Origin of the sequence: Helicobacter sp. 13S00401-1 (assembly GCF_002272925.1) — a bacterium.
GTDB lineage: Bacteria > Campylobacterota > Campylobacteria > Campylobacterales > Helicobacteraceae > Helicobacter_I.
In genome coordinates this window covers 190,051-216,399 of record NZ_MLAR01000001.1, presented here as the reverse complement: position 1 = coordinate 216,399, position 26,349 = coordinate 190,051, and the positions used below count along the sequence as shown (strand labels likewise).

Annotated in this window: 23 protein-coding genes; 13 read left to right on the top strand and 10 right to left on the bottom strand. The window is 36.1% G+C overall.

Annotated elements, in window-relative coordinates; translation table 11 throughout:
• Positions 1-22 precede the first annotated feature (22 nt).
• Both BKH43_RS01060 and uvrB read right to left on the bottom strand, forming a co-directional pair.
• Positions 23-1,684 (bottom strand): hypothetical protein, encoded by a 1,662-nt coding sequence (locus BKH43_RS01060; RefSeq protein WP_095227610.1) that lies wholly within the window; start codon positions 1,682-1,684, stop codon positions 23-25.
• 356 nt (positions 1,685-2,040) lie between these two features.
• Positions 2,041-4,020 carry an excinuclease ABC subunit UvrB gene (uvrB, locus tag BKH43_RS01055; RefSeq protein WP_095227608.1) on the bottom strand — a complete coding sequence of 660 codons (1,980 nt, stop codon included), beginning with the start codon at positions 4,018-4,020 and terminating at the stop codon, positions 2,041-2,043.
• Positions 4,021-4,074: 54 nt separating this feature from the next.
• On the opposite strand from uvrB, the gene BKH43_RS01050 reads away from it, so the two are divergent.
• The 3 genes from BKH43_RS01050 to priA are packed head-to-tail and all read left to right on the top strand — an operon-like array spanning position 4,075 to position 6,530.
• On the top strand, positions 4,075-4,347 hold the full coding sequence (locus BKH43_RS01050) for a hypothetical protein (RefSeq protein WP_095227606.1): 273 nt from the start codon (positions 4,075-4,077) through the stop codon (positions 4,345-4,347).
• Positions 4,348-4,349: 2 nt separating this feature from the next.
• Entirely contained in the window at positions 4,350-4,598 is a 249-nt protein-coding gene (locus BKH43_RS01045; RefSeq protein WP_095227604.1) for a hypothetical protein, read from the top strand.
• 6 nt (positions 4,599-4,604) lie between these two features.
• Positions 4,605-6,530 (top strand): primosomal protein N', encoded by a 1,926-nt coding sequence (gene priA, locus BKH43_RS01040; protein ID WP_095227602.1) that lies wholly within the window; start codon positions 4,605-4,607, stop codon positions 6,528-6,530.
• A 15-nt stretch (positions 6,531-6,545) separates the two neighbouring features.
• Here the strand turns inward: priA and BKH43_RS01035 are convergent, their stop codons facing one another.
• A complete protein-coding gene (locus BKH43_RS01035) occupies positions 6,546-7,379 on the bottom strand; it encodes a fumarylacetoacetate hydrolase family protein (protein WP_095227600.1) in 834 nt (277 codons plus the stop codon).
• Between the two features lie 77 nt (positions 7,380-7,456).
• On the opposite strand from BKH43_RS01035, the gene BKH43_RS01030 reads away from it, so the two are divergent.
• The gene (locus BKH43_RS01030) at positions 7,457-8,122 is read left to right on the top strand and encodes a polyphenol oxidase family protein (RefSeq protein ID WP_095227598.1); all 666 of its coding nucleotides are present in this window, start codon (positions 7,457-7,459) and stop codon (positions 8,120-8,122) included.
• 91 nt (positions 8,123-8,213) lie between these two features.
• On the opposite strand, the gene traF is transcribed toward BKH43_RS01030, so the two are convergent.
• Positions 8,214-9,995 (bottom strand): conjugal transfer protein TraF, encoded by a 1,782-nt coding sequence (gene traF / locus BKH43_RS01025; protein ID WP_095227596.1) that lies wholly within the window; start codon positions 9,993-9,995, stop codon positions 8,214-8,216.
• A 116-nt stretch (positions 9,996-10,111) separates the two neighbouring features.
• On the opposite strand from traF, the gene mqnE reads away from it, so the two are divergent.
• From mqnE to BKH43_RS01005, 4 genes are all read left to right on the top strand, one after another.
• Positions 10,112-11,227, top strand: a complete 1,116-nt coding sequence (gene mqnE, locus BKH43_RS01020; RefSeq protein WP_095227594.1) for an aminofutalosine synthase MqnE — start codon at positions 10,112-10,114, stop codon at positions 11,225-11,227.
• A 31-nt stretch (positions 11,228-11,258) separates the two neighbouring features.
• The gene (locus tag BKH43_RS01015) at positions 11,259-12,182 is read left to right on the top strand and encodes a branched-chain amino acid transaminase (protein WP_095227741.1); all 924 of its coding nucleotides are present in this window, start codon (positions 11,259-11,261) and stop codon (positions 12,180-12,182) included.
• Positions 12,183-12,211: 29 nt separating this feature from the next.
• Positions 12,212-13,372 (top strand): prohibitin family protein, encoded by a 1,161-nt coding sequence (locus tag BKH43_RS01010; RefSeq protein ID WP_095227592.1) that lies wholly within the window; start codon positions 12,212-12,214, stop codon positions 13,370-13,372.
• Between the two features lie 101 nt (positions 13,373-13,473).
• Entirely contained in the window at positions 13,474-15,231 is a 1,758-nt protein-coding gene (locus BKH43_RS01005; RefSeq protein ID WP_095227590.1) for a Na/Pi symporter, read from the top strand.
• A gap of 154 nt (positions 15,232-15,385) precedes the next feature.
• On the opposite strand, the gene gltX is transcribed toward BKH43_RS01005, so the two are convergent.
• Positions 15,386-16,735, bottom strand: a complete 1,350-nt coding sequence (gene gltX, locus BKH43_RS01000) for a glutamate--tRNA ligase (RefSeq protein ID WP_095227588.1) — start codon at positions 16,733-16,735, stop codon at positions 15,386-15,388.
• Positions 16,736-16,793: 58 nt separating this feature from the next.
• On the opposite strand from gltX, the gene BKH43_RS00995 reads away from it, so the two are divergent.
• Entirely contained in the window at positions 16,794-17,561 is a 768-nt protein-coding gene (locus tag BKH43_RS00995; protein WP_095227586.1) for a trimeric intracellular cation channel family protein, read from the top strand.
• A 3-nt stretch (positions 17,562-17,564) separates the two neighbouring features.
• Positions 17,565-18,332 (top strand): SDR family NAD(P)-dependent oxidoreductase, encoded by a 768-nt coding sequence (locus BKH43_RS00990; protein WP_095227584.1) that lies wholly within the window; start codon positions 17,565-17,567, stop codon positions 18,330-18,332.
• A 16-nt stretch (positions 18,333-18,348) separates the two neighbouring features.
• Here the strand turns inward: BKH43_RS00990 and rlmN are convergent, their stop codons facing one another.
• The 5 genes from rlmN to BKH43_RS00965 are packed head-to-tail and all read right to left on the bottom strand — an operon-like array spanning position 18,349 to position 22,284.
• The gene (gene rlmN / locus BKH43_RS00985) at positions 18,349-19,413 is read right to left on the bottom strand and encodes a 23S rRNA (adenine(2503)-C(2))-methyltransferase RlmN (protein ID WP_095227582.1); all 1,065 of its coding nucleotides are present in this window, start codon (positions 19,411-19,413) and stop codon (positions 18,349-18,351) included.
• Positions 19,414-20,001, bottom strand: coding sequence for a purine-nucleoside phosphorylase (locus tag BKH43_RS00980; protein ID WP_095227580.1), 588 nt, complete (start codon positions 19,999-20,001; stop codon positions 19,414-19,416).
• Positions 19,998-20,753: an imidazole glycerol phosphate synthase subunit HisF gene (hisF, locus tag BKH43_RS00975; RefSeq protein WP_095227578.1), complete on the bottom strand. Its 756-nt coding sequence runs from the start codon at positions 20,751-20,753 to the stop codon at positions 19,998-20,000. The genes BKH43_RS00980 and hisF overlap by 4 nt, the downstream gene beginning before the upstream one ends.
• Positions 20,754-20,765: 12 nt before the next feature.
• Complete coding sequence (locus BKH43_RS00970; RefSeq protein ID WP_172402276.1) at positions 20,766-21,767, bottom strand: ABC transporter substrate-binding protein; 1,002 nt, start codon at positions 21,765-21,767, stop codon at positions 20,766-20,768.
• The gene (locus BKH43_RS00965) at positions 21,745-22,284 is read right to left on the bottom strand and encodes a GNAT family N-acetyltransferase (protein ID WP_095227574.1); all 540 of its coding nucleotides are present in this window, start codon (positions 22,282-22,284) and stop codon (positions 21,745-21,747) included. The genes BKH43_RS00970 and BKH43_RS00965 overlap by 23 nt, the downstream gene beginning before the upstream one ends.
• A 119-nt stretch (positions 22,285-22,403) precedes the next feature.
• On the opposite strand from BKH43_RS00965, the gene BKH43_RS00960 reads away from it, so the two are divergent.
• From BKH43_RS00960 to tcuA, 3 genes are all read left to right on the top strand, one after another.
• Entirely contained in the window at positions 22,404-23,279 is an 876-nt protein-coding gene (locus BKH43_RS00960; RefSeq protein ID WP_095227572.1) for a hypothetical protein, read from the top strand.
• 309 nt (positions 23,280-23,588) lie between these two features.
• On the top strand, positions 23,589-24,920 hold the full coding sequence (gene tcuC / locus BKH43_RS00955; RefSeq protein WP_095227569.1) for a tricarballylate/proton symporter TcuC: 1,332 nt from the start codon (positions 23,589-23,591) through the stop codon (positions 24,918-24,920).
• The gene (gene tcuA, locus BKH43_RS00950; protein ID WP_095227567.1) at positions 24,908-26,347 is read left to right on the top strand and encodes an FAD-dependent tricarballylate dehydrogenase TcuA; all 1,440 of its coding nucleotides are present in this window, start codon (positions 24,908-24,910) and stop codon (positions 26,345-26,347) included. The genes tcuC and tcuA overlap by 13 nt, the downstream gene beginning before the upstream one ends.
• Positions 26,348-26,349 lie beyond the last annotated feature (2 nt).

The window sequence follows — 26,349 nt, the reverse complement described above, 5'->3', positions numbered from 1 at the left end:
AGAATCTAAAATATCTATCTCTCTAAAAGTAGTAAGTGTAGTTAACTGTAAGATCACTACTTGCTATACCTGGAGTTTCATTTCTAAAGTAGTACTGATACTCTAAAGACATACTTTGGTGAGTTCCAAAAAATGCTATTAATCCAAGTTTTACAGTAGGTAGTATATTAGGAGTGCTAGTGTTGTTTTGTGGCCTTTCTTCCTTAGTACTAGCAGCTTGTGCGGCAGCTATGGCTCGTTGTCCAGCGTAGTACTGGGCTATTAACGTATTAAGATTATCTGTAGCTTTTTTCACAGCAACATCTGCAGCATCTTTTGCCTTCTTAGCATTATCGAGGGCATCTTGTCCACTTGCTAGCTGATTTTTCTTATTCAAAGCGTCAGTATATTGCTTTTGGGCATTTATAAGTTTCTCATTAGCTTCATTTAGTGAAGCTTGAGTTCCACTTACTTTATTGCTTAAATCTATTATTTGCTGATTAATATTATTTATCGTATTTTGCGCATTAGTGTAGGCTACTCTAGCTGGATTATTATTGTAAGCATTAAGTGCGTTTAGGTAGCTATCTTGAGCAGATTTTAAAGCATTTTGCGCATTTTTAAGTTTTGCTTGTGCATCATTTAGTGTATTTCTTGCAGCATTTACATTATTGCCCGCATAGTATCCTGGTGCTAAAGCTCTTGAATTACAGAAGTTAAAGTAACCATCACAAGAAGAAGCTGCTGGAAAATAAGTAGGAGTATTATTTATACGAAGGGCGTTATTATAGTTAGTTTGAGCACTATTAACTGCAGCTTGCGCGGCAGACACTGAGGCTTGAAGGGCTGAAGTATCAGGCGCTATTGGTTTAACTAGCTTGCTAACTGCATTAGATGCTGCGTTAAGATTAGCTGTGGCACTGGCTTGATTAGCCCTTGCTTGTTGAAGCTGAGTATTAAGGTCGCTAAACTGACTTTGAGCGCTAGTTATACCTCCTAGTATATTAGCCACGTTATTATTAGCACTATTAACTGCGGCTATAGCACTAGGTAGCTGGCTTTGTTGCCCACTCCAAGTTAGGGTTGCATTAATCAGATTACTATTAGCTTGTACTTGAGCATTTCTAGCGGTGCTTGCATCATCATTAGCTTGATAGATAGCCCATCTTATTGCATTCATATTATTCTGAGCTTGGGCAGCTGAGATAGCTACTCCTGCCCCTACCCTACTAGTATTAGTAGAGTTATTAAAACTACCACTTCCACTATTAACTACATCAGTAGTTCTTACTGCAAGACCAACTCCTGCTATATAACCTAGTTTTACAAAACCACTTCCTACATCAAAGAGGTTTATAAAGTCAAGATTTACCATGTACTGAGGAGTTAGAGAAGAGTTTAATGTATTAGCCCCGATACCTATGCTTGCTTGAAGACCAACAGTTGAACCTTTATAAGCAGAAAAGATTCCAGCACCTAGTTTTAACTTAGCATTTGGCCCAGTACTAGAAAATCGCACTCCACTATTAACATGATTTGCACTTATACCAGCACCTACACCAACACCTGCAAAGACTTTTAAGCCATTAAGTTCATTACTAGTTTTATTTGAGCTATTAGTGTGTGCGTCATTAGCAGATACAAGGCTAGTTGTTAGGCCTAGTATCAAACTAGTAACAAGAACTATCTTAGTCATCTTAACCATTTTCTATCCTTTAATGTTTTTGCACTTTATGCATCTTTAAAGCTATGTTTTAATGGTTGTAATTATATCGCTTTGGGAGTGTTTAAAGCCCTATGACTGGGACTCAAATAGATGTGTAAAAATTAAAAAAATTATTAACTAATAAAATTTTAATAAATAAAATTTTTACTTAAACTAAGTTTTTAGCTTAGTTATTTCTTAACTTTTAAAGTTACTTAAAAATAGGCTAGTTTTTTTATAAAAGTTTTAAACTAAAAGCCAAACTAAAAGTATAAATTTATAACTAAAAGTAAGTCCACAAAACTACAAAGTAAAGTTTTTTCTTAACTTAGATGACGTGTTTAAACCTTAACTGACTACTTATTTTTCTTAAGCCTTGCTATCTCATCTCTAAGGCTTGCTGCTACTTCAAAGTCTAGCCTTTTAGCAGCTTCAAGCATCTTAGCGGTTAGATCTTTTATAATTAAAGCTTTTTGTTCTTTTGGAATCTTTTCTTTTCTTAATCTATCAAGCGTTTTAGATGTATCTTCAAGACGCAGCTCATCTTCTAAGTTTCTATTAACGCTTTTTGGAGTTATGTTATGTTCTTCATTGTAAGCTATTTGCTTTTTGCGACGGTAGTTGCTTACATCAAAGGCTTTTTGCATGGAGTTTGTTATCTTTTTAGCATATAAAAGCACAAAGCCTTCCACATTTCTTGCAGCCCTCCCCATAGTTTGTATAAGGCTAGTTTCACTCCTTAAAAAGCCTTCTTTATCTGCATCAAGTATGGCTACTAGACTAACTTCTGGAAGATCTAGTCCTTCACGAAGCAAGTTTATACCAACTAGTACGTCAAACTCACCAAGACGCAGCTCACGTATAAGGTGGTTTCTTTCTATAGCATCTATATCACTATGCATATAGCGTACTTTTATGCCCTCTTTTGAGTAAAACTTAGTTAGCTCTTCTGCCATCTTTTTAGTTAGTGTAGTTACTAGCACTCTTTGATTTTTAGCTACTCTTTTTAGAATCTCAGCCTTTAGGTCATTAACTTGATTAGTACTATCTCTTACTTCATAGAGGGGGTCTAAAAGCCCTGTTGGGCGGATTATCTGTTCGGCTGTGTGTTCTTTGCTAAGTTCTAGTTCTAACTTAGCTGGAGTTGCTGAGACAAAAAGAAAAGTAGCTTTTTTATTTATAAACTCTTCAAATTTTAAAGGCCTGTTATCTAGTGCGCTAGGAAGCCTAAAGCCATATTCAACTAAGACTTCTTTTCTGCTTCTATCTCCTGAGTACATGCCGCCAAACTGAGGGAGGCTTACATGACTTTCATCAACTATTAAAAGATAGGGCTTTTTTTTAGATTCAAAGTAATCAAGCAGTGAAAAAGGCGTTTCACCAGGAGCCTTACCTGTAAGATGTCTTGCATAGTTTTCTATCCCCTTACAAACCCCACTTTCACTAATCATCTCTAAGTCAAACTCTACTCTACTTTTAAGTCTTTCAAACTCAACTTGCCTATCTTGAGACTTATAAAACTCTAGTCTTTCTTCTAACTCTTTTTCTATATTGTTAAGGGCTGTTTTAAGGCGGTTTTGCCCTACTATAAATTGATTAGCCGCGTAAAGCACAGTGGAATCTAAGCTTTTAACTTTTTTATTTTCCAAGGCTTCATAGATATAGATTCCTTCTATAACATCATCATAAAACTCTATCTTTAAAAACTCCACTTCATTATAGGCTGGGAAGATATCTATAACCTCTCCACTTACCCTAAAAGTGCCACGTTTAAAATCTATCTCATTACGCGTATAGCCCATCTCAACTAACTTTAAAAGAAACTCTTTTTGGTTATAGCGCTCATTTAAACTTATCTTTTGTATGGTTTCTATGTACTCTTCTGGGTTACCTAAACCATAGTTTGCTGAAACGCTAGCTATAACTATCACATCATCATAACCTAGCAAAGATGTAGTGGCGCTAAGACGCAAGCGCTCTAAGTCGTCATTAATGCTTGAATCTTTTTCTATAAAAAGATCGCGTCGTGGCAAGTAGGCCTCTGGCTGATAGTAGTCAAAGTGGGAGATAAAGTACTCAACGTGATTTTTTGGGAAAAAACTTCTAAACTCACTATAAAGCTGGGCGCAAAGCGTTTTGTTGTGAGACATGATAAGAGTAGGCATATTAAGACTAGCTATGATATTTGCCATAGTAAAAGTCTTGCCACTTCCTGTAACACCCTCTAAAGTATTATATTTAGAACCATTTTTTATATAAGCAGTTATGGAAGATATAGCCTCTATTTGATCACCTGCTGGCTTATAAGGGGAGGTTAGTTTGAAAGTATTTTGCATTTGCACTCTTCAATTTTGGATAGAATTAATAATCTTAAAAATAAGGATTCTAAAATGGTAGCAAATGATATTAAAAATGGTATACATCTGCTTATAGAGAGGATAGAAAAGCTAGAAAGTGAGCTTGCACAAAAAGATGCTATATATAAAGAAAAAGATTCTGAGATAAGAGACTTGGGCTTTAAGATAAGCAATCTAAATGTGCAAAATGAGCAAAAAGATCTAAGGATGAAAAAGCTAGAAGAACAAAACGCCCTCCTAGCCGCCCAACTTAGAGAGATAGGTGAACTAGTAGAAAACAGCACAAAAGAGTATAAAAAGCCATAGTAATGACAAAAGATAGCTTAGATATTAAAGTAGGTGGAAGGACCTTTAGACTAGAGACTGCTAACTTTAATGAGCCCATAAAAGCAAACTTGCAAGCGCTATTTGAAGATAGGTCCTACTCAGTAGAGCAGCTTTTGCACATGTTTATAGAACTCTCTAATAAGTACGTTACACAAAACATAAGCCTAGAAGAGATAAATACACTTTTACAACAAACCTTGCAAGAGCCTCCTAAAAAAGCTATCTCTTAAAAAGCTATGCTTATATCAGTTAGCCCAGTAGGCCTGCACTTAAATGAGCTTCTTTATAGTACAGATTTACCCTTAAAGAGGCTAGATCTGGTTTTAATAGACCTAAGAGGCAAACAGTATCTTGGTATAGTAAGCCAAACTAACATCATCTTAGAATCACTTAGCTTCACGCCTAAACCTGTTACAAAATCACATCTTAGCCTAACTACTTTACAAAAAAACCTCCTAGAGTTTACTAGCAAGTACTACTTACAAAGCTTAGGTAACGTGGCTAATATCTTTCATTTTCAAGATAGTGTGCAAGATAAGCTTTTAGAAGCAAGAGCTAATAAACCCTCTAAAAATGAAAATAAGCCAAAAAAACCCATAGAAACTAGTCCACTTTTAAATCTAAGCCAAGCACAAAAAAGCGCACTAAAATTTATAGAATCTAAAAACCTCAGCCTGCTTTTTGGTGATACAAGTAGTGGAAAAAGTGAGATCTACTTTCACTTAATAGATTCCTTACTGCATTCTAATAATACTGCCCAGTGCCTACTCTTAATGCCTGAAATATCCCTAACCCCGCTAATGGAAAAAAGACTGCAAAAACACTTTGGTGACAAAGTTGCTATGTGGCATAGCAAGATAACAAAAGTTAAAAAGCAAAAAGTACTAAATGCCTTAAGCAAAGGAAGTGTAAAAATCATCATAGGGGCAAGAAGTGCACTTTTTTTACCCTGGAGTGACTTAAGACTAATCATAGTTGATGAAGAACATGATGACTCTTTTAAGTCACAAACCTCACCTAGATATAACGCGCGCGATCTTTGTGTCATGCTTAGTCAAAAGGGTATAAAAGTAGTGTTAGGAAGTGCTACACCTAGTATAAAAAGCTACTATCTAGCAAAAGAGCATGGCTATCTTTTCCGTCTTAAAGGCAAGTTTTTTAACTCAAAAACTAAGCTAACACTTGATAGCAGCAAAGAGATCTTAAGTCCTATGCTGCTTACTAGTCTTCAAAAAGTACTTGATGATAAAAAGCAAGCCATCATCTTTTTACCAACTAGGGCTAACTTTAAAAGTCTGCTTTGTACAAACTGTGCTAGTACTATAAAGTGTCCTCACTGCCATGTAAGCTTAAGTGTAAACTATAAAAAACACTCGCTAATTTGCCATTACTGTAACTATCATATGCCTATACCTGAAGTTTGCCCAACTTGCTCTAGTACTGAGCTAAGAGGTAAAAGACTAGGAACTGAAGAGTTAAAAAGAAGTTTAGAAGAGCTTTTTCAAACAGCTAAGATTAGAATCTGTGATAGGGATAATGCAGGTAGTTTTAAAGAGCTTAATAAGATTCTAAATGACTTTTCTAATCACAAGTTTGACTTTTTAATAGGCACTCAGATGTTAAGTAAAGGCCATGACTTTAAAGATGCAAGCCTAAGCGTCATACTAGGCATAGATCACATCTTAGGGTTAAATGACTACCGTGCTAGTGAGAAAGCCTTTGAGCTACTTTTTCAGATAGCTGGAAGAAGTGGGCGAAGAGAAGAAGGAAGTGTGCTTATACAAAGTCTTCAAAGTGAGTATATAGAATCTGTTTTTAAAAAAGGATTCCAAAACTTTTTAGAAAACGAACTCCTTCAAAGAGCTAACTTTTACCCACCCTTTGTCAGACTAGCCAAACTTACTATAAGAGATAAAGATGAAAGCAAAGCCCTAGCTAATGCTAGGGAGATAAAAGATCTACTTTTAAGATGCAAAGAAGAAAACGTTGAGATTATAGGTCTAGCTCCAGGTAATATGCCTAAGCTTAAAGACTACTACTTTTTTAACATCATCCTAAGATGTAAAAAAGCAAGCCCCCTACTTCAAAGCATACTTAGTCTTGAGTTTTATCTAAAAGATAAGCTAAGTTTTGATATAGATATAGACCCTATAGATTTTTAGTGCTTATAAGATAGTCTAACTAAAGGTCGTAGTTAAAACACCTATCTTTTCTATCTCACACTTTACTATATCACCAGGCTTTATAAACTTAGGTGGGTTAAAGCCCATGCCTACTCCACTTGGAGTGCCCATAAGTATGATGCTTCCTGCTTTAAGCAAAAAGTAAGATGATAGCTCTTCTAAAACATAGCCTATGTTAAAGATTAGGTATTTTGTATTGCTTGATTGTCTTAACTCGTCATTAACATAGGTTTTAACATCGAGGTTTAAACTATCAGGATCTTCATCTTTTTTAGCCCTAAGTATGCAAGGGCCAAATGGCAAAGACTCTTCTAAGCTTTTCCCAGCATAAAACTGCTTATGTTTAAGTTGTAAGTCCCTTGCACTTATATCATTACCTATGCTATAGCCAAATATATATTCGCCTGCATCTTTGCTTTTTATATTATGTGCATCTTTGCCTATGATAACAGCTAGTTCGCACTCATAGTCAAGCTGACTAGTTTTTGGGCTTATCTTAACTGTAGTATTTGGATTAGTAAAAGCATTAACCCGTTTTGAAAAGTAGACTGCCTCTTCACGCTTGCCATCAAAGTCTTCTTTTTTAAACTTTGCACTTTCTTTAGCGTGATCCATATAGTTAATCCCTAGGCATATGACATCTTGCTTAGGTTTAGCTATAGGAGCAAGCAGTGTTACTTCATCTAGTCTAAAGTTTTTATCTTTCAAGCTAAAATCAAGCGTTTTTATAAGCTTGCCTACACTTTTTGCATTAAGCGTTTTTATCTCTTCGCCTTCAAGCACCCCAAGTCTTATCTTATCTTTATATTTGAATCTAACTATCTTCATGGCTAAGTCTTACTCCTTTTATATTTATTAGGCTTTTAGGAATAGTATAGCTTTGATAGATTGAAAAAAGGCCATACATGTTTAAAAACTCCAAAGACTTAAAGCTTTTTAAAAATGAGTGTGTAGATTTCACAGTGAGTGATGCTAGCCTTGATACTAGCAGTGAAGAAGAAAGAGAAAGTGTGCTAAAACTTTTTGGAGATAGGAAGCTTTATAGTTTAAAACAAGTACATGGAGACAAGATACTAGATACTAAAGATATGAAAAAAGATGAAGTTTATGAAGCTGATGGAATCTACTCTAGTGATCCTAAAGTAGTAAGCCTTATAAGGATGGCAGACTGCTCTGGTGTCTTGCTTTATGCTAAAGATATAAAAGCTTACACAGTAGTTCACGCTGGAAGGGTTGGAGCGCTAAAAGGTATAGTAAGTAAGGCCATAAATCTTTTAGTGGCAAAAGGTGCAAAAAAAGAAGCCTTACTTGCTTATATAACTCCTCATATAAGATGGTGTAACTATGAAGTTGGAAGTGAGATATATGAAAAAGCTAGCGAGTTTTGCAAGGTTATAAACTCTAAGTTTTACTTTGACTTAGAAGCTTGTATAAGAAAACAGTTAGAAGTTTTAGAAGCTAATCACATCTACTATGAGCAAGCAGATACTTTTAGCAGTGAGAATCTTTTTTCTTATAGGAGGGATAAAACCACTAAAAGATTTGGGATTTTTTGTGCGATTAGGTCTTGATGATTAGGCTTTGAAAGATTTTTAGCCTTATAGATTTTAGATTCCATAAAGCTAAAAGAGTAAAGAGTTAAAAAGCAAGGCTTAAGGCTTCTTACCAAGAGAAGCTTCCACCTATTTTTATATCTGCGTATTTTGGTATTGTATAGCCTTGATACTCAAAAGTCTTAGTTCCTACTTGTGCGCTTATATCTAAGAAGCCAAAGAGATTAAGACCTGCTGTTAGTATCACACCACTATCTTGTTTTAGATCATAAGCCACCCCAGCTCTTATATCTACGTACTTAAAGCCCACTCTAGCACCACCGCCTACCATCTGACTTAGCAGTCTATTAGCACTATTTTGTGCGACGTAAGGATAGACTTCATTAGGAAGTAAGTCAGCATCAAAGGCTGCTGAGAAAAAGTCTCCATTATAAGCTATACCTGCTCTATACTGAGGCTTTATCTTAACTGTAGCGTTTGTGAAGTTAAAAGTTGGAGTGTTAACATTTTTAGCTACAGCACCTATACTTAAAGCGCTATCTCCAAAAAGATTAAGGTCATAGTCCACCCCTACATCTACACCAAAACTATTAGCAACTTGCATGTTTCTTATATCGTTTTGAAAAGAAGCAAAGCCACTACCAAAGTCACTAAACTCATTTTCTTGATACATACTATAAGCTCTCATATACTTTAAAGCAACACCCACGTTTAAGTTAGATCCTGGAAGCTCTATACTATAAGCATAGCCTACAGGCACTTCAGTTAGTATAAAAAGTGAGGTTACTACCTTACTATCGCCATTTTGCAAGCTTGCAAGCAAAGAGTGGTTGTCATAACTACTTTTATCAGACTTACTAAAAGTATATCCAGTTGGACTAGTGCTTAACTCACTATAGCTATCACCACTTCCTACTATAAGGCGTAGTTTGCTTGGGTCTGATTGTAGGTTTAAGTTCCCATGAGTATCGTTAAATACACCTATAGCTATAGCGCCTATGACTGATTTTAGATAAGGGCTAGTAAGCTGTAAGGCTATACCATTTTGGCTTCTAAAGTTTATATTATTAGACTTAAAAACATCTAAGATAGTATTTATATCTTTCATAGCCTTATCTAGCTCAGGGCTTTGACCTTTTTTTATAGCTATAGAGCTTATACCATTATCATCAAACTTGACATGATTCCAGTCCACACCTTCAGCCACTTTTGTGATTAGATCTTTTTGGTCTTGAGGGATGTCAGCCTTTTTAGCAGCTGCGGCCACTTCCTTAACCAACTTATCAAAGTCTCCACCGTTAGCGCTTTTATAGCTTTCAAAAAGCTTTTGTAAATTCTCTGTGCTTGTAGTTGCAGTTCCAACAGTAGAGTTGGTACTATCAGCCTTTTTTAAGGCTTCTTTTATAATATCTTTTAGATTATCTGGTGTACCATTAGTAGCGTCTGTAGTGCTATTTGTGCTTCCAGCAGCTGAGTTAGTAGCTGCAGCAGCCAAAACAGCAGTAGTTGCCACAGCGGCACCACTACTACTAGTTGCTGCAGAAGTTAGAGTAGAAAGACCATTACTACTACCAGCCAGGGAACTAGAAAGATTAGAAAAAGTATTAGCCATATTTTCTAGGTTAGAAAGCACAGGAAGCAACCTATCTACATTGTGCTCTCTTATAGAAGTACCAAAGCTATATCCTAGCCTTGTTTTATTGCCACTTGCTATAAGGGCTGGGTTGTAGTAAAGGCCAAAAGGACTTCTTAAAGCAACACCAGCACCACCCATAGATGCGCTTAGATTCCCCATGCTACCGAACTCTAAGGCTTGTGCGCTACTACCTAAAAGTGCTATAACGCCAGCGGTTTTTAGTATATTTTTATTAAATCTTATGAAGTCTTTCATTGAGATTAAGGCTCCTTCCCCGTTAAATTGTTAGTAAATTTTAACATAACATTACAAAAACAAAAAAATGTTAGAATTTTAAGAGATACTATATAAAAGTAAAAGGGTTATTAGTTATGGACGTATTAGATAGGGCATTACAGGATATAGACAGTGTTAGCGCAGAGGATTTAGAAAAACTTTATGACTATGATATCTTCACATTAGGTGAAGCAGCTAGTAGTTTAAGAGTGCCAAAGTATGGTAAAAAAGTTTTTTTTAACACTAACAGGCATATAAATCCAAGCAATATTTGCTCAGACGTGTGTAAGTTTTGTGCCTTTAGTGCAAGTCGCAAAAATCCTAACGCCTATGAGATGAGTATAGATGAGATAGTCTATCAAGGTGTAAAAAGTTTTAATAATGGTGCTTTAGAGCTTCACGTCGTAGGCGCGCATAATCCAAATCATAGCTATGAGTGGTATTTTGATTTATTTCGTGCTATAAAAAAGGCTATCCCAAAAGTGCATCTTAAAGCTATGGGTGGGGCTGAAGTAGACTTTTTGCATAGAAAGTTTGGCGTTAGTTATGAAAAAGCCCTAGAAGACTTGGCTAATGCAGGAGTAGATTCCATGCCTGGAGGTGGGGCTGAGATCTTTGCTCCTCATGTAAGAAAAAAGATCTGTCATGGCAAAGTAAATGGAGAAAATTGGCTGAAAATTCATAATATATGGCACAAAATGGGACATATGAGTAATGCTACCATGCTTTTTGGTCACATAGAAAATAGGGCTGATAGGATAGATCACATGCTTAGGCTTAGGGCTATACAACAAGATGAAGCACGCGTTGAGGCTAAAGAAGGCGGGTTTAATGCTTTTGTGCCTTTGCTTTATCAAACTCATAATAACTTTTTAAACATCAAAGCTCCACCTAGTGGCCAAGAGATACTAAAAACTATAGCTATATCTAGGATAGTGCTTTCAAATATCCCGCACATAAAAGCTTACTGGGCATCTTTAGGGCTTAATCTAGCACTTGTCGCCCAAGAGTTTGGTGCTGATGATATGGATGGAACTATAGAAAAAGAAAGCATACAAAGTGCAGCAGGAGCAAAAAGTAAGCAAGGAGTTGATGAGCTAGAAATGGTAGCTCAGATAGCAGATGCTGGATTTATCCCAGTTCAAAGAGATAGTTTATATAATGAAGTTAAAACTTACTCTACTGCTAAACCAAACTTTAAAGCCTCATAGTTTTTATAAATATTTAAGGAGTACTAAAATGATAAAAGAAGCAAAATATATCTGGATGGATGGAAAACTTACACCTTGGAAAGATGCTACAACTCATGTGCTTTCTCACACCTTGCACTATGGTAATGCAGCCTTTGAAGGTATCAGGGCTTATATGACTAAAAAAGGTCTAGCTATCTTTAGGCTTCATGAACACACACAAAGACTTTTAAACTCTTGCAAGATACTTTTAATAGACTGTCCTTACTCAAAAGATGAGCTTGAAAAAGCACAGATTGACCTTTTAAAAACTAATAGAGAAGACTATAAGGGTAATGTTTACATAAGACCTATAGTCTATCTAGGATATGGAGTTATGGGTGTTTATCATAAAGATGCCCCTGTAAAAGTAGCCATAGCCGCGTGGGAGTGGGGTACTTACTTAGGTGAAGGCGCTTTAGAAAATGGCATCAAAGTAAAAACTAGCTCTTATGTTAGAAACTCAGCTAAAACTAATCTTAACAAAGCCAAGGCTGCTGCAAACTACCTAAACTCTCAGATGGCAAAGTATGAAGCGATAAACTCTGGATTTGATGAAGCTTTGCTTTTAGATGACACAGGTTTTATAGCTGAAGGAAGTGGCGAGTGCTTTTGTATAGTAAGAGATGGCAAGCTTATAACCCCACCTTATGACACAGCCTTAGAATCTATAACTCACAACACTGTATTAAACATAGCGCGCGACTTAGGCATAGAGATAGAACAAAGACGCATCACTAGAGATGAGGTTTATATAGCTGATGAAGCCTTTTTTACTGGAACTGCAGCTGAGATAACTCCTATTTGTGAGTATGACTTTAGACCAGTAGGCAGTGGCAAAAGAGGAGAGGTAACTAAAAGGTTACAAGGTGAGTTTTTTAAGATTATAGATGGGGAGAATAAAAAGTATTCTCACTACCTAACCTACATAGACTAAAAATATTTAAATAAAAACAAAGGAGCCTTATGCCAATAGACTTAAACGAGCATTTAAAAAGAAAGCGTGAACAAGGAGGTGGTGCCCCAAGAAATGACAGAAACGATAGAAACGACTCTAATAGAAATGACGACAACAGGCAGCAAGGCCCAAAGCGTAGACCACAAGGCTTTAACTTCAATGGCGGTGGAAATATAGGAAACTTTTTTTCTAGCAAAAAAGGTATCGCACTAATCATAATCATCATCATAGTCATCATACTCATAATAGCTAGGCCATTTGAGACTATAGAATCTGGTGAGATAGGTATAAAAGTCACAACTGGAAAGTATGATAACGTCCCACTTCAACCAGGCATCCACTTCTTTATCCCGGGCATACAACGTATTATCATCGTTGATACTAAGGTTAGAACTTGGAACTTTACTGGAGTAGAAGATTCTATGCCTAGGGCTAATCAAGGCATCCTTAGAAGTGGCGCTATAAACGTTATGGACGCTAGGGGTCTTACAGTTTCAATCGAACTTACAGTTCAGTATCAGTTAAATGCAGCCACAGCGCCTCAAACTATAGCAAGCTATGGCATGGGCTGGGAAAACAAGATCATAGGTCCAGTGGTACTAGAAGCAGTTAGAACAGTAGTTGGAAACTATCCAGCTGAAGAGTTACCTAACAAAAGAAATGAGATAGCTAACAAGATAGAAGATGTCATAAGGGCAAAACTAACTAGTGGCGATAGTCCAGCAGTAAGACTAAGCTCAGTTCAGCTAAGAGAGATCTCACTTCCAGCAAACATTAGAGCGCAAATTGAAAAAGTACAAGAAGCTAGACAAAGAAGCGAGCAAGCAAAGCTTGAAGTTGATATAGCTAAGCAAGAAGCTGCTAAAAAGATAGCCCTAAGTAAAGGTGAAGCAGAATCTAGCATCACAAGAGCTAAAGGTGTAGCAGAATCTACTATCATCGAAGCTAAGGCAAAAAGCACAGCTAACAAAGAGATAGCTCAGTCTTTAAGCAACAACCTTTTAAGACTTAGAGAGATAGAAACTCAAGCTAAGTTCAACGAAGCCTTACAAGTTAACAAAAACGCACAAATCATGCTTCTTCCAGGTGGTGCTGTACCAAACATCTGGGTAGATTCTAAGTCTAAGGCTTATAACTCTATAGCCGCGCCTCACAAGGAATCCAAATAGCCCCTAAGCCTTTTTAGGCTTTATCTCACTTACATGCACACAATCTACTTTTACTTAGTAAAAGTAGATTTTTTAACAACATCACATCAGGATAGTTTTAGATGATAAAAAAGCAAAGAGTGAAAGTAGTTTTAGTTTTAATAATCGCTATTTTAATAGTGATTGTTATGATTAAAAGTCATGCAGTACAGTACTTTGGGGCTGGCCTTGCTATCTTTTTACTTGGGATGATGTTTTTAAGTGATGGCTTTAAAGAGATTAATGGAGGTTTTTTAGAAAAGCTTTTAAGAAAGTTCTCAGATACAAAAACAAAAAGTGTTATCTTTGGTGCAGTAACTACTATGATAATGCAAAGCTCAACCCTAGTTACCATACTTAGCCTTTCTTTCCTATCAGCTTCTTTAATCACTCTAGGACAGGCCTTAGGCATAGTCTTTGGTGCAAATATAGGTAGCACTACTAGTGGCTGGATCATAGCAGGTATAGGGCTTAAGCTAGATATATCCATACTTGGTATGCCTCTAATTGCCATAGGCATACTCATGATGTTTATGAAAGATAACACCAACCTTAAAGCTTTTGGAAAGATACTAGCTGGAGTAGGTTTTTTCTTCTTAGGTATAGCTTACATAAAGACTGGATTTAATGGCTATGCAAACTCTTTTAGCTTTGACTTTGGAGATAAAAGCTACGCCCTAGCTTTTGGAATCTTTTTCATACTAGGTATAGTTATAACAGCCATCATACAAAGCAGCTTTGCTACTTTAACTATAATCATCCTAGCGCTTAATGCTGGAAGCATAACCTATGATAACGCCCTAGCCCTAGTTATAGGAACTAACCTTGGAGGCGTAGTAACAGCACTTATAGCCTCCATCTCTGCAAGTTTAGATTCTAAAAAGCTTGCCATTGGTAATACTATCTTTAACGTAGCTATAGCCATAGTTTGTATAGTGCTTTTGCCCTACTTCAAAGATATAGTCAACTTTTTAGATGAACTTTTAAGGTTTGACCCTAACAACTACACACTAAAAATTGCCATCTTCCATACATCTTACAACGTTATAGCCGTGCTTTTAATGACCCCTTTTATACCTCTTTTTGAAAAAGCGCTTAATAAAATGTTAAAAGGCAAAGAAAGTAAAATCGATATGCCTAGATACATAGACCCAAGCTTGCTTCCTTATATAAATACAGCCACAGAAGCACTACGCAGAGAAGTAAAACACCTTTTTTATAATGCTAGATATGTTTTAAGCGTAAGCGTTGGACTATCTTTAGATGGCATAAAAAAGGGCAATATTAGCGCAAGTGACTTAAAAAACTATCAGTGGATAGATATAAGCTTAAAAGACTTATATGACCAAAAGATAAGGGCTATCTTTGATGGCATCATAGAGTTTTCATCTAATCTAAGCTTGAGTTCTGGTGATGAGAAGTTTGCAAAGGAAGTTTTTGCCCTGCAAAGTAGCGCAAGAAGTCTTGCTGAAGCCACAAGGAATCTTATCACCCTACACACCCACTTACGTAAGTTTGCCAACTCTAAAAACAGCATCCTAACTGAGCAGTATTTGCAACTGCGGTTGATGTTTGGCTTTTTGATATGTGAGCTAGAAGAAGTTTTAACTTTAAAAGAAGATTCTATGGAATCTAAAACAAGGCTTAAAAACTTAAAAGAAAGCTTTAAGCTAAAAGATAAAAACGCCTTAAAAGAGGTTGAAAAACTACTAACTAATAAGCTTTTAGAAGTAGACGTTGCAACATCTTTGCTAAGTGATATAAGCTTTAGCTTTAATGTAGCAAAAGACTTTATAAATAGCGCTGGGTATCTTATAAAGCTTTATAAACACGATGAATAAGCTTTATAAAACTAGATTATAGAATCTAGATTCTATCTTTCTTGCTTAGAGTTGCTATGTTAATACTTCATATCTCCTAGCATCAATAGCATTAACTAGGATATAAAAAGACTACGATTTAGCACATGTCTATAGATCCTAGTTTGCTAAAAACTTAAATATTTTTAGTTTCTAAATATGTCTTTATGCGATTTAAACTTTCATCCCTACCTAGTATAAAAAGACACTCACCTAAATCTATGCCTCCTGGTTTTCCTAGTAAGGCACAGCGCAAAGCTTGCATGAAAAGGCCTATCTTATAATCAAGCTTAAGGTTATGCAAAGCATCTTTTATAGACTCCAAACTTTCAAAGTTAAAACCTTCAACTAGGCTTAAGTCTTTTAAGGCAAGTGGACTAACTTTAGAATCCATTTTTTCATCATAGTTTGGCTTTTCTAGGATGGTTTCTATACCTAGTTTAAAGTCATTTAATGTATTAGCACGGCTTTTAAGGGCTTCAAATAAACACTCAGTTTGTGCACTATCTTTAAGATCTAGCTTAAGAAGGCTTAAAAGCTCTTTTGTGCTTTTTTGTTTGATGTAGTGGGCATTAAGCCACATAAGTTTAGAAAAGTTACAAGCTGAGGCTGAGTTGTTTATCTCGCTTGGATCAAAAACTTCTAACATCTCTTCCATTGAAAATATCTCTTGATCCCCATGACTAAAGCCAAGGCGAAATAAAAAGTTTAATAAGGCCTCTTTTAAGATTCCAGCATCCCTATACTCTAAAACACTTAAGGCCCCATCTCTTTTACTAAGCTTTGCGCCAGCTTCATTACAAATCATAGGCACGTGATAAAACTTTGGCACCTTAAAGCCTAGGGCGTTATAAATTAGGATTTGTTTTGGAGTATTACTCACGTGGTCATCGCCCCTTATAACATCGCTTATCTCACTTAAGGCATCATCTATAGTAACTACAAAGTTATAAGTTGGAGTGCCATCACTTCTAGCTATAACAAAGTCATCTAACTCGCTAGCATTAATAGTTATCTTGCCTTTTATACCATCTATAAACTCAACATTTCCACTAAGTGGGGCCTTAAGTCTAACGACTGGCTGCACACCACTTGGAGGGGTTCCAGTAAAATCTCTATACTTTCTAGTAAAATCTTTTAGATTCTTAGTTTTTTGGCGTTCATTTTCTAACTCTTCTTTGCTTAAGTAGCAATAATATGCCTTATTAGAATCTAGAAGTTTTTGTATATAGCTTTTATAAATCTCAAGTCTCTTGCTTTGAAACCACATAGGACTATCATGTTCTAACTCCACCCACTTAAAGGCCTCAAGGATGGAATCTAGTGCTTCTTGTGAGTTTCTTTCAGTGTCTGTATCTTCTATGCGGAGTAAAAACTTACCGTGATTCTTTCTAGCATATAAGTAGCAATAAAGCGCAGTTCTAAGTCCACCTATGTGTAAGTTTCCAGTAGGACTTGGGGCAAATCTTGTAATTATCATAAAGATTCCTTATAAAATATTATCTTTAGTAGTAATTATAAATCAACTTACCTAAGGATAAAGCATGATCTTGTTTGTACTTTACATAATCGGCATCATAGCAGAGGCGATAACTGGTGCTTTAGCTGCTGGTCGTCATAAGATGGATCTTTTTGGCGTTATGCTTATATCCTTACTTACAGCAATAGGTGGGGGAACTGTTAGAGATGTCATCCTAGGAAGCTATCCTACAACTTGGGTGCTTCACCCAGAGTATGTTTTAATGCTTTGTGTAGTAAGTCTTCTAACAGTTGCTATGCCTTATTTCTTGGCTAGGTTTGGTAAGCTTTTTTTGCTTTTAGATGCTTTAGGGCTGGTAGCTTTTAGCATTATAGGGGTTGATAAGGCTTTAAGCTTGGGCCATGGAATCATAGTCTGTGTGGTAGCTGGAGTTTTTACAGGAGTAGCAGGAGGTATCTTAAGAGACTTACTTTGTAATAAGATTCCATTAGTTTTTCAAAAAGAAGTCTATGCAGGAGTAAGTATAGTTACTTGCATACTATACTATCTACTAACTAAAACCTCACTAAATCATAACTTGATAGTTATCATTACACTAGTTTTTGGCTTTAGTTTTAGGGCTTTGGCGATTTATTATAAACTAGGTCTTCCAGTGTTTAACTACGATGAAGAAAAGGCCTTAAGGTTGCATGAAGAAAGGGTGGCTAAAAGAAAGGCTAGAAGGGATAAAAGACTTAAAGAAGAGGCTGCTTTAAAAGCTACAACCAAAGAAGTGCAAGAGTTAGAAAAAGAAGTAAAAAACTTGCAAGATTCTAAAAATCACAAAGGATAAAATATGTTTGCATTAATAACTGGCGCAAGTAGCGGCATAGGTAAAAACATGGCAGATGAGTTAGCACGTCTTGGTGTGCCTTTAGTACTAATTGCTAGAGATAAAGAATCTATAGAAAACCTAGCAACCACCCTAACACAAAACTATAAGATTAAGGCCTTAAGTCTAGCCCTAGATCTAAATGAAGAAAATGCTATAGATAAGATCTTAGGCTTTATAAGAGAGCATGATATAAAACTAAGTTATCTTATAAATAACGCTGGAGTTGGACTTTATGGCAAGCTTATGGATCAAGAAAGAAGCGAGCTTGCTAATATGCTAGATTTAAACATAAAAGCCCTAACGCTTTTAACTAACGCCTTGCTTCCTATGCTTGTAGCTTCAGACGATAAGGTTTTAGAATCTAAGATTTTATTTGTAAGTTCCCTAGCAGCCCTTTCACCTTTTCCTAAGCTTGCAGCTTATGGCGCATCTAAGATCTATGTGAAAAATCTAGCCATAGGCCTAAGATATGAACAAAATATAAAAGTCACTATCCTTATGCCAGGGGCTACTAAGACTAACTTTGAAAAAACAGCCAAAGTCCAAAGTAAAGGCATGTTCAAGCACGCCATGCTTCCTACTGAAGTAGCAAAAGTTGCTGTAGCTGATATGAAAAAAGGAAAGCTTTTTTCAGTACCAGGTGGTTTTAATAAGCTTTTATATTTCATGTCGCTGTGTCCTATCCCTCTACCTATTAGAGTAGGCTTTACAAGCATGATGGCAAAGTAGGATTTAAGGCTAGTTTTTAGCCTTCTTTAGTACCTTTTAAGTGCTTTTCTCTTAACTGTCCACAAGCAGCATCTATATCTTGACCACGAGACTTTCTAATAGTTGCTAGCAATCCTTTAGAATATAAAAAGTCTGAAAAACGCTCCACTACCTCCATACTAGGAGTTTGATAGCTGCTTCCTTCGTGGGGGTTAAAAGGGATAAGATTAACCTTAGCTTTAAAGGGGTTTAAAAGTTTTACTAGTTTTGCTGCACTTTTTAAGTCGTCATTTACATCTTTGATGATTAAGTATTCAAAGAGGATTCTACTTCTTTTATCTAGCTTAAAGCTTTTTATAGAATCTAGTACAGTTTTAATGTTATAAACCCTATTTAAGGGCATAAGTTTGGAGCGCAACTCATCATCTACTGCGTGAAGTGAGAGAGCTAAACGCACACCTAAATCTAACTCACTAAGCTCTTTTATCTTAGAAGCTACTCCTGAAGTTGATATAGTTATACGTTTTGGGCTTATACTTAAACCAAACTTTGAAGAGATAATATTTATAGCGTGCGTTACTTCTTTTAAGTTATCTAGTGGCTCACCCATGCCCATAAAGACTATATTCACACTTTTAAAAGCCTCAATCCCATTGTCCCTTTTTAGTGCCACTACTTGCTCTACTATCTCGCTAGCTTTTAGATTCCTTATAAAGCCTCCTTTTGCGGTAAAACAAAAACTGCAATTCATCTTACAGCCCACCTGAGAGGACACACAAAAGGTATACTTTTCACTTTCTATGATAAGGCCCTCAGCATTCTTCTTTTTTTCCTTCATCTTTAAAAAAACAGATTCAAAGCTTAGGTTATCTTGCGTTTTAAAAAGATACTTTTTAGTGCCATCCACACTTTTTTTAATCTCAACTGGAGTTATGTGAGAGATGCAAAAGTTTGTCTTTAGCTCTAGTTTTAGCTCTTTATTAATATTCATAGAATCAAAATCAAGCGCGTATTTTTGATAAAGCCAACTATAAATCTGAGTTGCCCTAAAGCCATACTTTTCTTTTAAGGCTTCATAAGTTTGATTATAAATTGACTCCATTTAAGGCCTTTTATCCAGTATCTCTTTTTGCACAAAAGATTCTAAAAGTTTTGTTACATGTGCGTGATTAGCCCTAAACTCACTAAAAGCCTCTTTACCTACATAGTTAGTTATGCCAAAGATTCCAAAGGCTGGGAGATTAAAACTTTGTGCCACAGAAAGAACGCTAAAAAACTCCATATTTTCTAAGGCTATGTTTGCAGAAGCTAAGGCCTTGCTTATGTTTTCATCTGTATTTATATAATTACTTGAGTTAATACTTACTTTTTTTAGGTGCTTTAAGCTTTTAAGCTCTAAGTTTTCTAGCTCTACATGATTTTCTATAGGCGTATAGCAAGCGCCTTTTATAAAACAAGATTCTATATTAAAAGCACTAGTTGAGATACAAAGCTCGCCAATTTGTAAGTCTTTAGTATAGCTTCCAGCACTGCCTATAAAGACTATAGATTCTAAGCTTGGATTTAACAAGCAGTATCTTGTAAGGTTAATAGCACTTTGGATTAACCCTATGCCAATTGGCTTAGCAAAGCTAAAATTTTCACTTGCTTTTTTATCACCACTATTATCACCAGCACAAAAAAAAGTCATAGTCTTACCTCTATGCCATTACTTTTTAGATAGCTTTTTAGCTCGGTTATATCTATCTCATGATAGTGAAAAACGCTTGCTGCTAAGGCTGCATCTACATCACAGTTTTTAAAAACTTCTAAAAAGTGCTCCTTTTTCCCAGCCCCACCACTAGCAATTAATGGCACATCTAAAACACTACTTGCCAGATCAAGGGCCTTTAGATCAAAACCAGACTTAGTGCCATCTTTATCCATAGAAGTTAGTAGTATCTCTCCAGCGCCTAAGTCTTGAACCTCTTTTAACCACTCTTTCATCTTGCGTTTTGTATTAGTCCTTCCTCCGTGGCTAAAGACTTCAAAGTAACTCCCTTCCCACCTTACATCTACTGCTACTACTACGCAAGAACTTCCAAAGGCTTTAGCGCTTTCTTCTATTAGGCGTGGGTTTTCTAGGGCTTTAGAGTTAAGGCTTATCTTATCACAGCCATTATTTAAAAGCACGGATATATCTTTAACTGATGAGATTCCACCACCTATGGTTAGAGGGATAAAAACACTACTTGCTACTTCTTGTATGGTAGATAAAGTGGCACTTCTATTTTCACTGCTTGCATTAATGTCTAAAAACACTAACTCATCAGCCCCCATGTCGTTATATCTTCGTGAGACCTCTAAAGGAGAGCCAGCATCTTTTAGTCCAACAAAATTAACTCCCTTTACAACCCTTCCAGCTTTTATATCAAGGCAGGGGATGATGCGCTTTGTAAGCATGCTTTTAATCCTTTAGTTAAAAATATAATGAATCTTAGTTCTATCAATGTTAGGGAAAAGTTTATCATAGTAGCTTTGTTCTATCTTTTTTAAGTCCACATCTTTAAAGGCTTTTGGATAGGCTTTATCAGCCACAAAAAGAGAGATTAATGCCATCCTAGGTCCACCTATATCAATACCAGGCATCTTAAAAACCTTCTTTTCCCTAACTGCTTTTATACTTTGAAGCCTTTTATCTTTATATAAATCTTGCGGACTAAGCCCACTTACCCACCATATAAAAATATACTCCGGATCTAGCTTTATAAGCCTTTCTAGCTCTATATAGCCCCTATTAGACTTGACATAAGGCAGGGCGATATTTTCTACATTAGCATACTTTAAGATAGAGCTATCAAGTCCTTCTCTTCCACTTACTATATTAACTTCTCTAAAGATATAAGCAACGCGTGCTTTTTTTAAGCCCTTAGTTTTAGAATCTATTAAATGGTATATATTTTTGCTTTCATTTATAAACTCAGTTGCCTTTTTTTCTTCGTGAAATATAAGCCCAAAGTTTTTTACATCTTTCATGATATCTTCTACACTAGTCCAGTTAGTAAGGTAGGTATCAATATGCAAAGTGTTATAAAGATAATCTAACTTTGGAGATTTGCCATACATCACAAGCAAGTCTATATCTAGCTTTAAAAGTAGCTCAGCATTTAAAGCTTCTGAGTGAGAATCACTAAAATCTATAAGTTGTTTTTCCCTTCCTTTAAGACTAGCTTTTACAAGATCGCTTGAAAAGCCATAATTGCTTATGCCTTTAACTTTATCCCAGTTATCAAAAAGCGCTGGAATCTCTGCATAAACCCCTATAAAACCCATGCTTTTAGGCGAGGTTTTGCTAAAGTGTTTTACAACCTCGTTGTTGTGAACGTTTAACTCATCATCTGCTTTTAAGGCTACTAAACTTAAGGGTAAAAAACATAGTAGTAAAAAAAAGATTCTAACTTTCATAAACATAAACATAATCATCCATAAAGTAGCCCTCTCCTATGTCTTTTTTAGTAGAGTAGATATTTTTAAACCCAAACTTTTCATAAAACTTAATGGCATTAATATTGTTTTTATTGACATAAAGCCAGATGATCTTAAAGCTAGAAGCTAGGCTTTTTATGATCTTAGTTGCAACACCCTTGTCTCTATGCTCTTTTTTTATATAAAGCTTATCTATAAAAACTGACTTTTTACAAGCACTGCTTTTTTCGCTAACAAAGTCACACTTTGCTATCTTTAATCCTATGTAGCCTAGGCTAATATTTTGCTGCTTTATGATATATAAAACATAGCCTTCATCTAAGGCTTTTAGTAAACTTTCTTTACTGTAAAAGTTTTCTAACATGTAGTCTATTTGTGCTTTGGTTAGTATCCCTTTATAACACTCATGCCATATCTTGCTAGCTAATCCTTGTAGCTCTAAAATAAAGACATCTTCACTTGCAAAATCTTTCTCAGTTAAAAACTTTAAGTCATCCACATATAACATGTATATCCTTGTGCAAATATAGATTCTAGTCCCTAAAAAGGCTCTTAGGCTGTATATGGCAAGATTGTAGCATGTTATACTACTTAAAGCGTGAGCAGGCTTATATAAGGAAGAAAGTTATGAAAAGTGCTTTTTTAGTTTTGCTAGGATTAATGTTTATAGCATGTAGTAATAGTTTTAGTGGTTTTAGTCTTCCTCAAGATAAGTCTTTTCTCTATGGTGTAGCAAGTGGAACAAACTATGAAGATGCTAAAAAAAGTGCCATTAATGACCTAGCAAGCAACATAGACTTAACACTTAAGTCAAACCAAAACTTCCTAAGTGATACAAAAAATGGCATCACCACTGATAAACAAGCACAAAATATAAACCTAAGTACAGAGATAAATAACCTTAGCAACATAGAAGTAGATAAGGTTAAAAACTTAAAGCTTAATGGCCAAAAAGAAGTCTTTATAAGAGTACGCTTAAGCCGCCTTAGCCTAGAAAAGCAGTTAAATGAAAAAGTAGCAAGCTATAAAGAAAAAGCCCTAGCTTTAAACACTTCTTGTGGAGTTAAGTTAAAAGATAAAGATATCTTTAATAGCTTAGCCAAAAAAGCCCTTACTACTAATCTAACCCTAGAAAGCTTAAATCTTAACACTACTAATAACCTAAGCACCCTAGCTAACCTTTATAAGCTTAATCTAAAAAAGCCTAACTATGCCTTTGATACTAAAGTAGATTCTAACTCCCCTAACTTTAAAATAATCCTAGCCTTACAATCAGAACTTGCAAACTTTGTAACCTTTGTGCCTACACTTAATGCACAAAAAACTATAGAAGTTAGCATAGATACTAACTATATAGATGTTAGTTTTTACTGTGACAAAGAAGGAACTAAAACCTTACTAGATAGTATAAGGCTAGACCTAAATAAACCTATAAACAAACTAGATGACTTTGATATAGTAAGACTTAAAGCAAGACTATATAAAGACTTAGTGCAAGACTAGATGCTAATGTTGATTTAGTGGGACTTATTTTCTATGTCTATAATTTTGTGTAGTAACGTTACTTTGCTGTGCCACATCCTAATCATAGTAATGCAAAGTATTATTAAATACCAAAAATAAGAGTCTTAGTAGCTTATAAGTAAAATAATATTTAACTAAATATTAGATTCTAAAAGCAAAGCCAGATTTTTAATAGTAAAAAATAGTAACACTTAAAATGCTAACTTATATTTACATGGGAAAGTAGTAACAAAACTAACAAAGTATTTTTATCATCAAAATATAACCCAAAAATTTATGGAGGAAGTGATGCAAGAAGAGTTACAAGATGAACCACCCAAGCGTTCAAAAAGGAAAGAAGCAAGTACTATCTTTAAGATTTCAAGTGGAAATTTTATGGAGATGTATGACTTTGCAGTTTATGGATTCTATGCGGCATTTATAGCCCAAACATTCTTCCCTTCACATAGCGACACCCTAGCAGTTCTAAAAAGCTTTCTAGCTTATGGAGTTGGATTTTTAATGCGCCCACTTGGGGCTATCTTCCTAGGTGCTTTTATGGATAAGTTTGGACGTAAAAAAGGCCTCTTACTAACCCTTAGCATCATGGCCCTTGGAACACTTTCCATAGCTGCCACTCCTGGCTATGAGCAAATTGGCATCCTAGCGCCAATCATCGTAGTCATAGGCCGTTTACTTCAAGGCTTCTCAGCCGGGGCTGAAGTAGGTGGGGCTAGTGTGTATTTAGCAGAGGTTGCGCCAAAAGGACTAAAAGGCTTTTATGTTAGCTGGCAAAGTGGTAGTCAACAAATCGCTACTGTCTTTGCAGGACTTATAGGCCTTGGAATCTTTTACTTAATGGGAGATAATATAACTAGCCACTGGGGATGGAGGATACCTTTTTTCATAGGCGTTATGATTATCCCTTTAATACTTTATATGCGTCGCTCCCTTGAAGAAACCCCAGAGTTTGCATCTATAGCACATAAAGCCCCTAAGACTTTAAGTGCCATGCTTCTTAGTCTAGTTCAAAACTGGAAGATAATAATCTTAGCCATCATGTTTGTAATGATGACTACTGTGACTTTTTACTTTATCACAGCTTACACGCCACGCTTTGCTACAAGTGCCTTAGGTCTTAATAAAGTTGATGCCTTTACTATCACTGCAATCATAGGCCTAAGTAATCTTTTCTGGCTACTTGTATCAGGCTACTTAGGCGATAAGATAGGCAGAAAACCTATAATCATAGTTATGACTATCTTAGGGCTTATAACAGCCTATCCATCTCTTACTTTTTTAACCGGCGGGGATGTTAGCTTTGGCAAAGTAGTTTTAGTCGAGCTTTGGTTAAGCTTTATCTTTGGTGCATACAACGGAGTTATGGTAGTGGCCTTGTCTGAGTTTGTGCCAAAAGAGATAAAAGCACTTGGCTTTAGCTTTGCTTACTCTATAGCTGTGGCCATCTTTGGAGGCTTTACTCCAGTAGTAAGCGAACTTTTAATAGACTCAACAAAAAGTGCAGCAAGCCCAGCTTACTGGCTAACTTTTGCGGCACTTTGCTCATTTATAGCATCCATTATAGTCTTTAGAAAAGGTGGGATTTATGATAAAGCAAGGGAGAAAGAATGGAACAAGTAACTAAAGAGATAAACTGTGACGTCTTAGTAGTAGGTGGTGGGAATGCAGCCCTAAGTGCAGCAATTAGTGCTAGGGAAAATGGCGCTAGTGTCATAGTCTTAGAAAGCTCTCCAAAGGCGTGGCGTGGCGGCAACTCACAACACACTAGGAATCTTCGCTCCATGCACTATGGCCCAACAGATGTTCTAACAGATACTTATAGTGAAGATGAGTTTTTTGAAGATATCTATAAAGTGACAAAGGGTGAGACTAATGAAGACTATGCACGCTTTGTTATAAAAAATACTCCTGAAGCAGTCAAGTGGGCTAAAAGCCATGGTGTAAGATTCCAAAGCTCTTTTGGAGGGACTTTGCAGCTTGGAAGGACTAATGCTTTCTTTTTAGGAGGAGGCAAGTCACTAGTTAATGCCTACTATAAAGAAGCAAAAAGACTAGGAGTAACAGTGCTTTATGAGCATGAAGCACTAGACTTAGAGATTAAAGAAGGAAAAGTTATAAGTTTAAAAGTAAAAAATCTTTGCAATGATGAAATTTTAGTGTTTAAGCCAAAGGCTTGTGTTTTAGCAAGTGGTGGCTTTGAATCTAATCTTAATAAACTGCGTGAGGCTTGGGGAGATGCTGCAAAAAACTTCCTAGTTAGAGGCACTAGGTTTAATCAAGGCAAGATGCTTTTTGCTTTAAAAGATGCTGGCGCTAAGATTATAGGAGATCCTACACAGGGCCATATGGTGGCAATTGATGCTAGGGCGCCTAAATATGATGGGGGCATAGCCTCTAGGGTAGACTGCGTAAGTCTAGGTATAGTTGTTAATAAAGATGCTAAGCGATTCTATGATGAGGGGGAAGACTTTTGGCCTAAACGTTATGCGCTATGGGGAAGACTAGTAGCAAAGCAAGAAGATCAAATAGCCTACTCCATAACTGATCATAAGGTCTTAAAACTTTACATGCCTCCACTTTTTGAACCTATAGTTGCTAATACTTTAGATGAGCTAGCTGATAAGATAGGGCTTGATAAAGATGCCCTTAAAAGCACTATAAGTGAGTTTAACTCTCACGTTATAGCCGGCAACTTTAATCACACCGTCCTTGATGACTGCCATACACAAGGTTTAGACATAGAAAAAACTCACTGGGCACAAACTATAGATAAGCCTCCATTTTACTGCTACCCACTTCGTCCGGGCATAACTTTTACCTACCTTGGCGTCAAGGTCACAAAGGATGCAAACGTGGTCATGGAAGATGGAAAAGTTTGTCAAAACCTCTTTGCAGCAGGAGAAATTATGGCGGGTAATATCTTAACGCAGGGCTACTGTGCTGGCTTTGGTATGAGTATAGGCTCTGTTTTTGGGCGTATAGCTGGCTACTCTGCTTATAAATCAAGAGAATCTATTAATATAAATAAAGAAAGTATCCAAGGATAAAA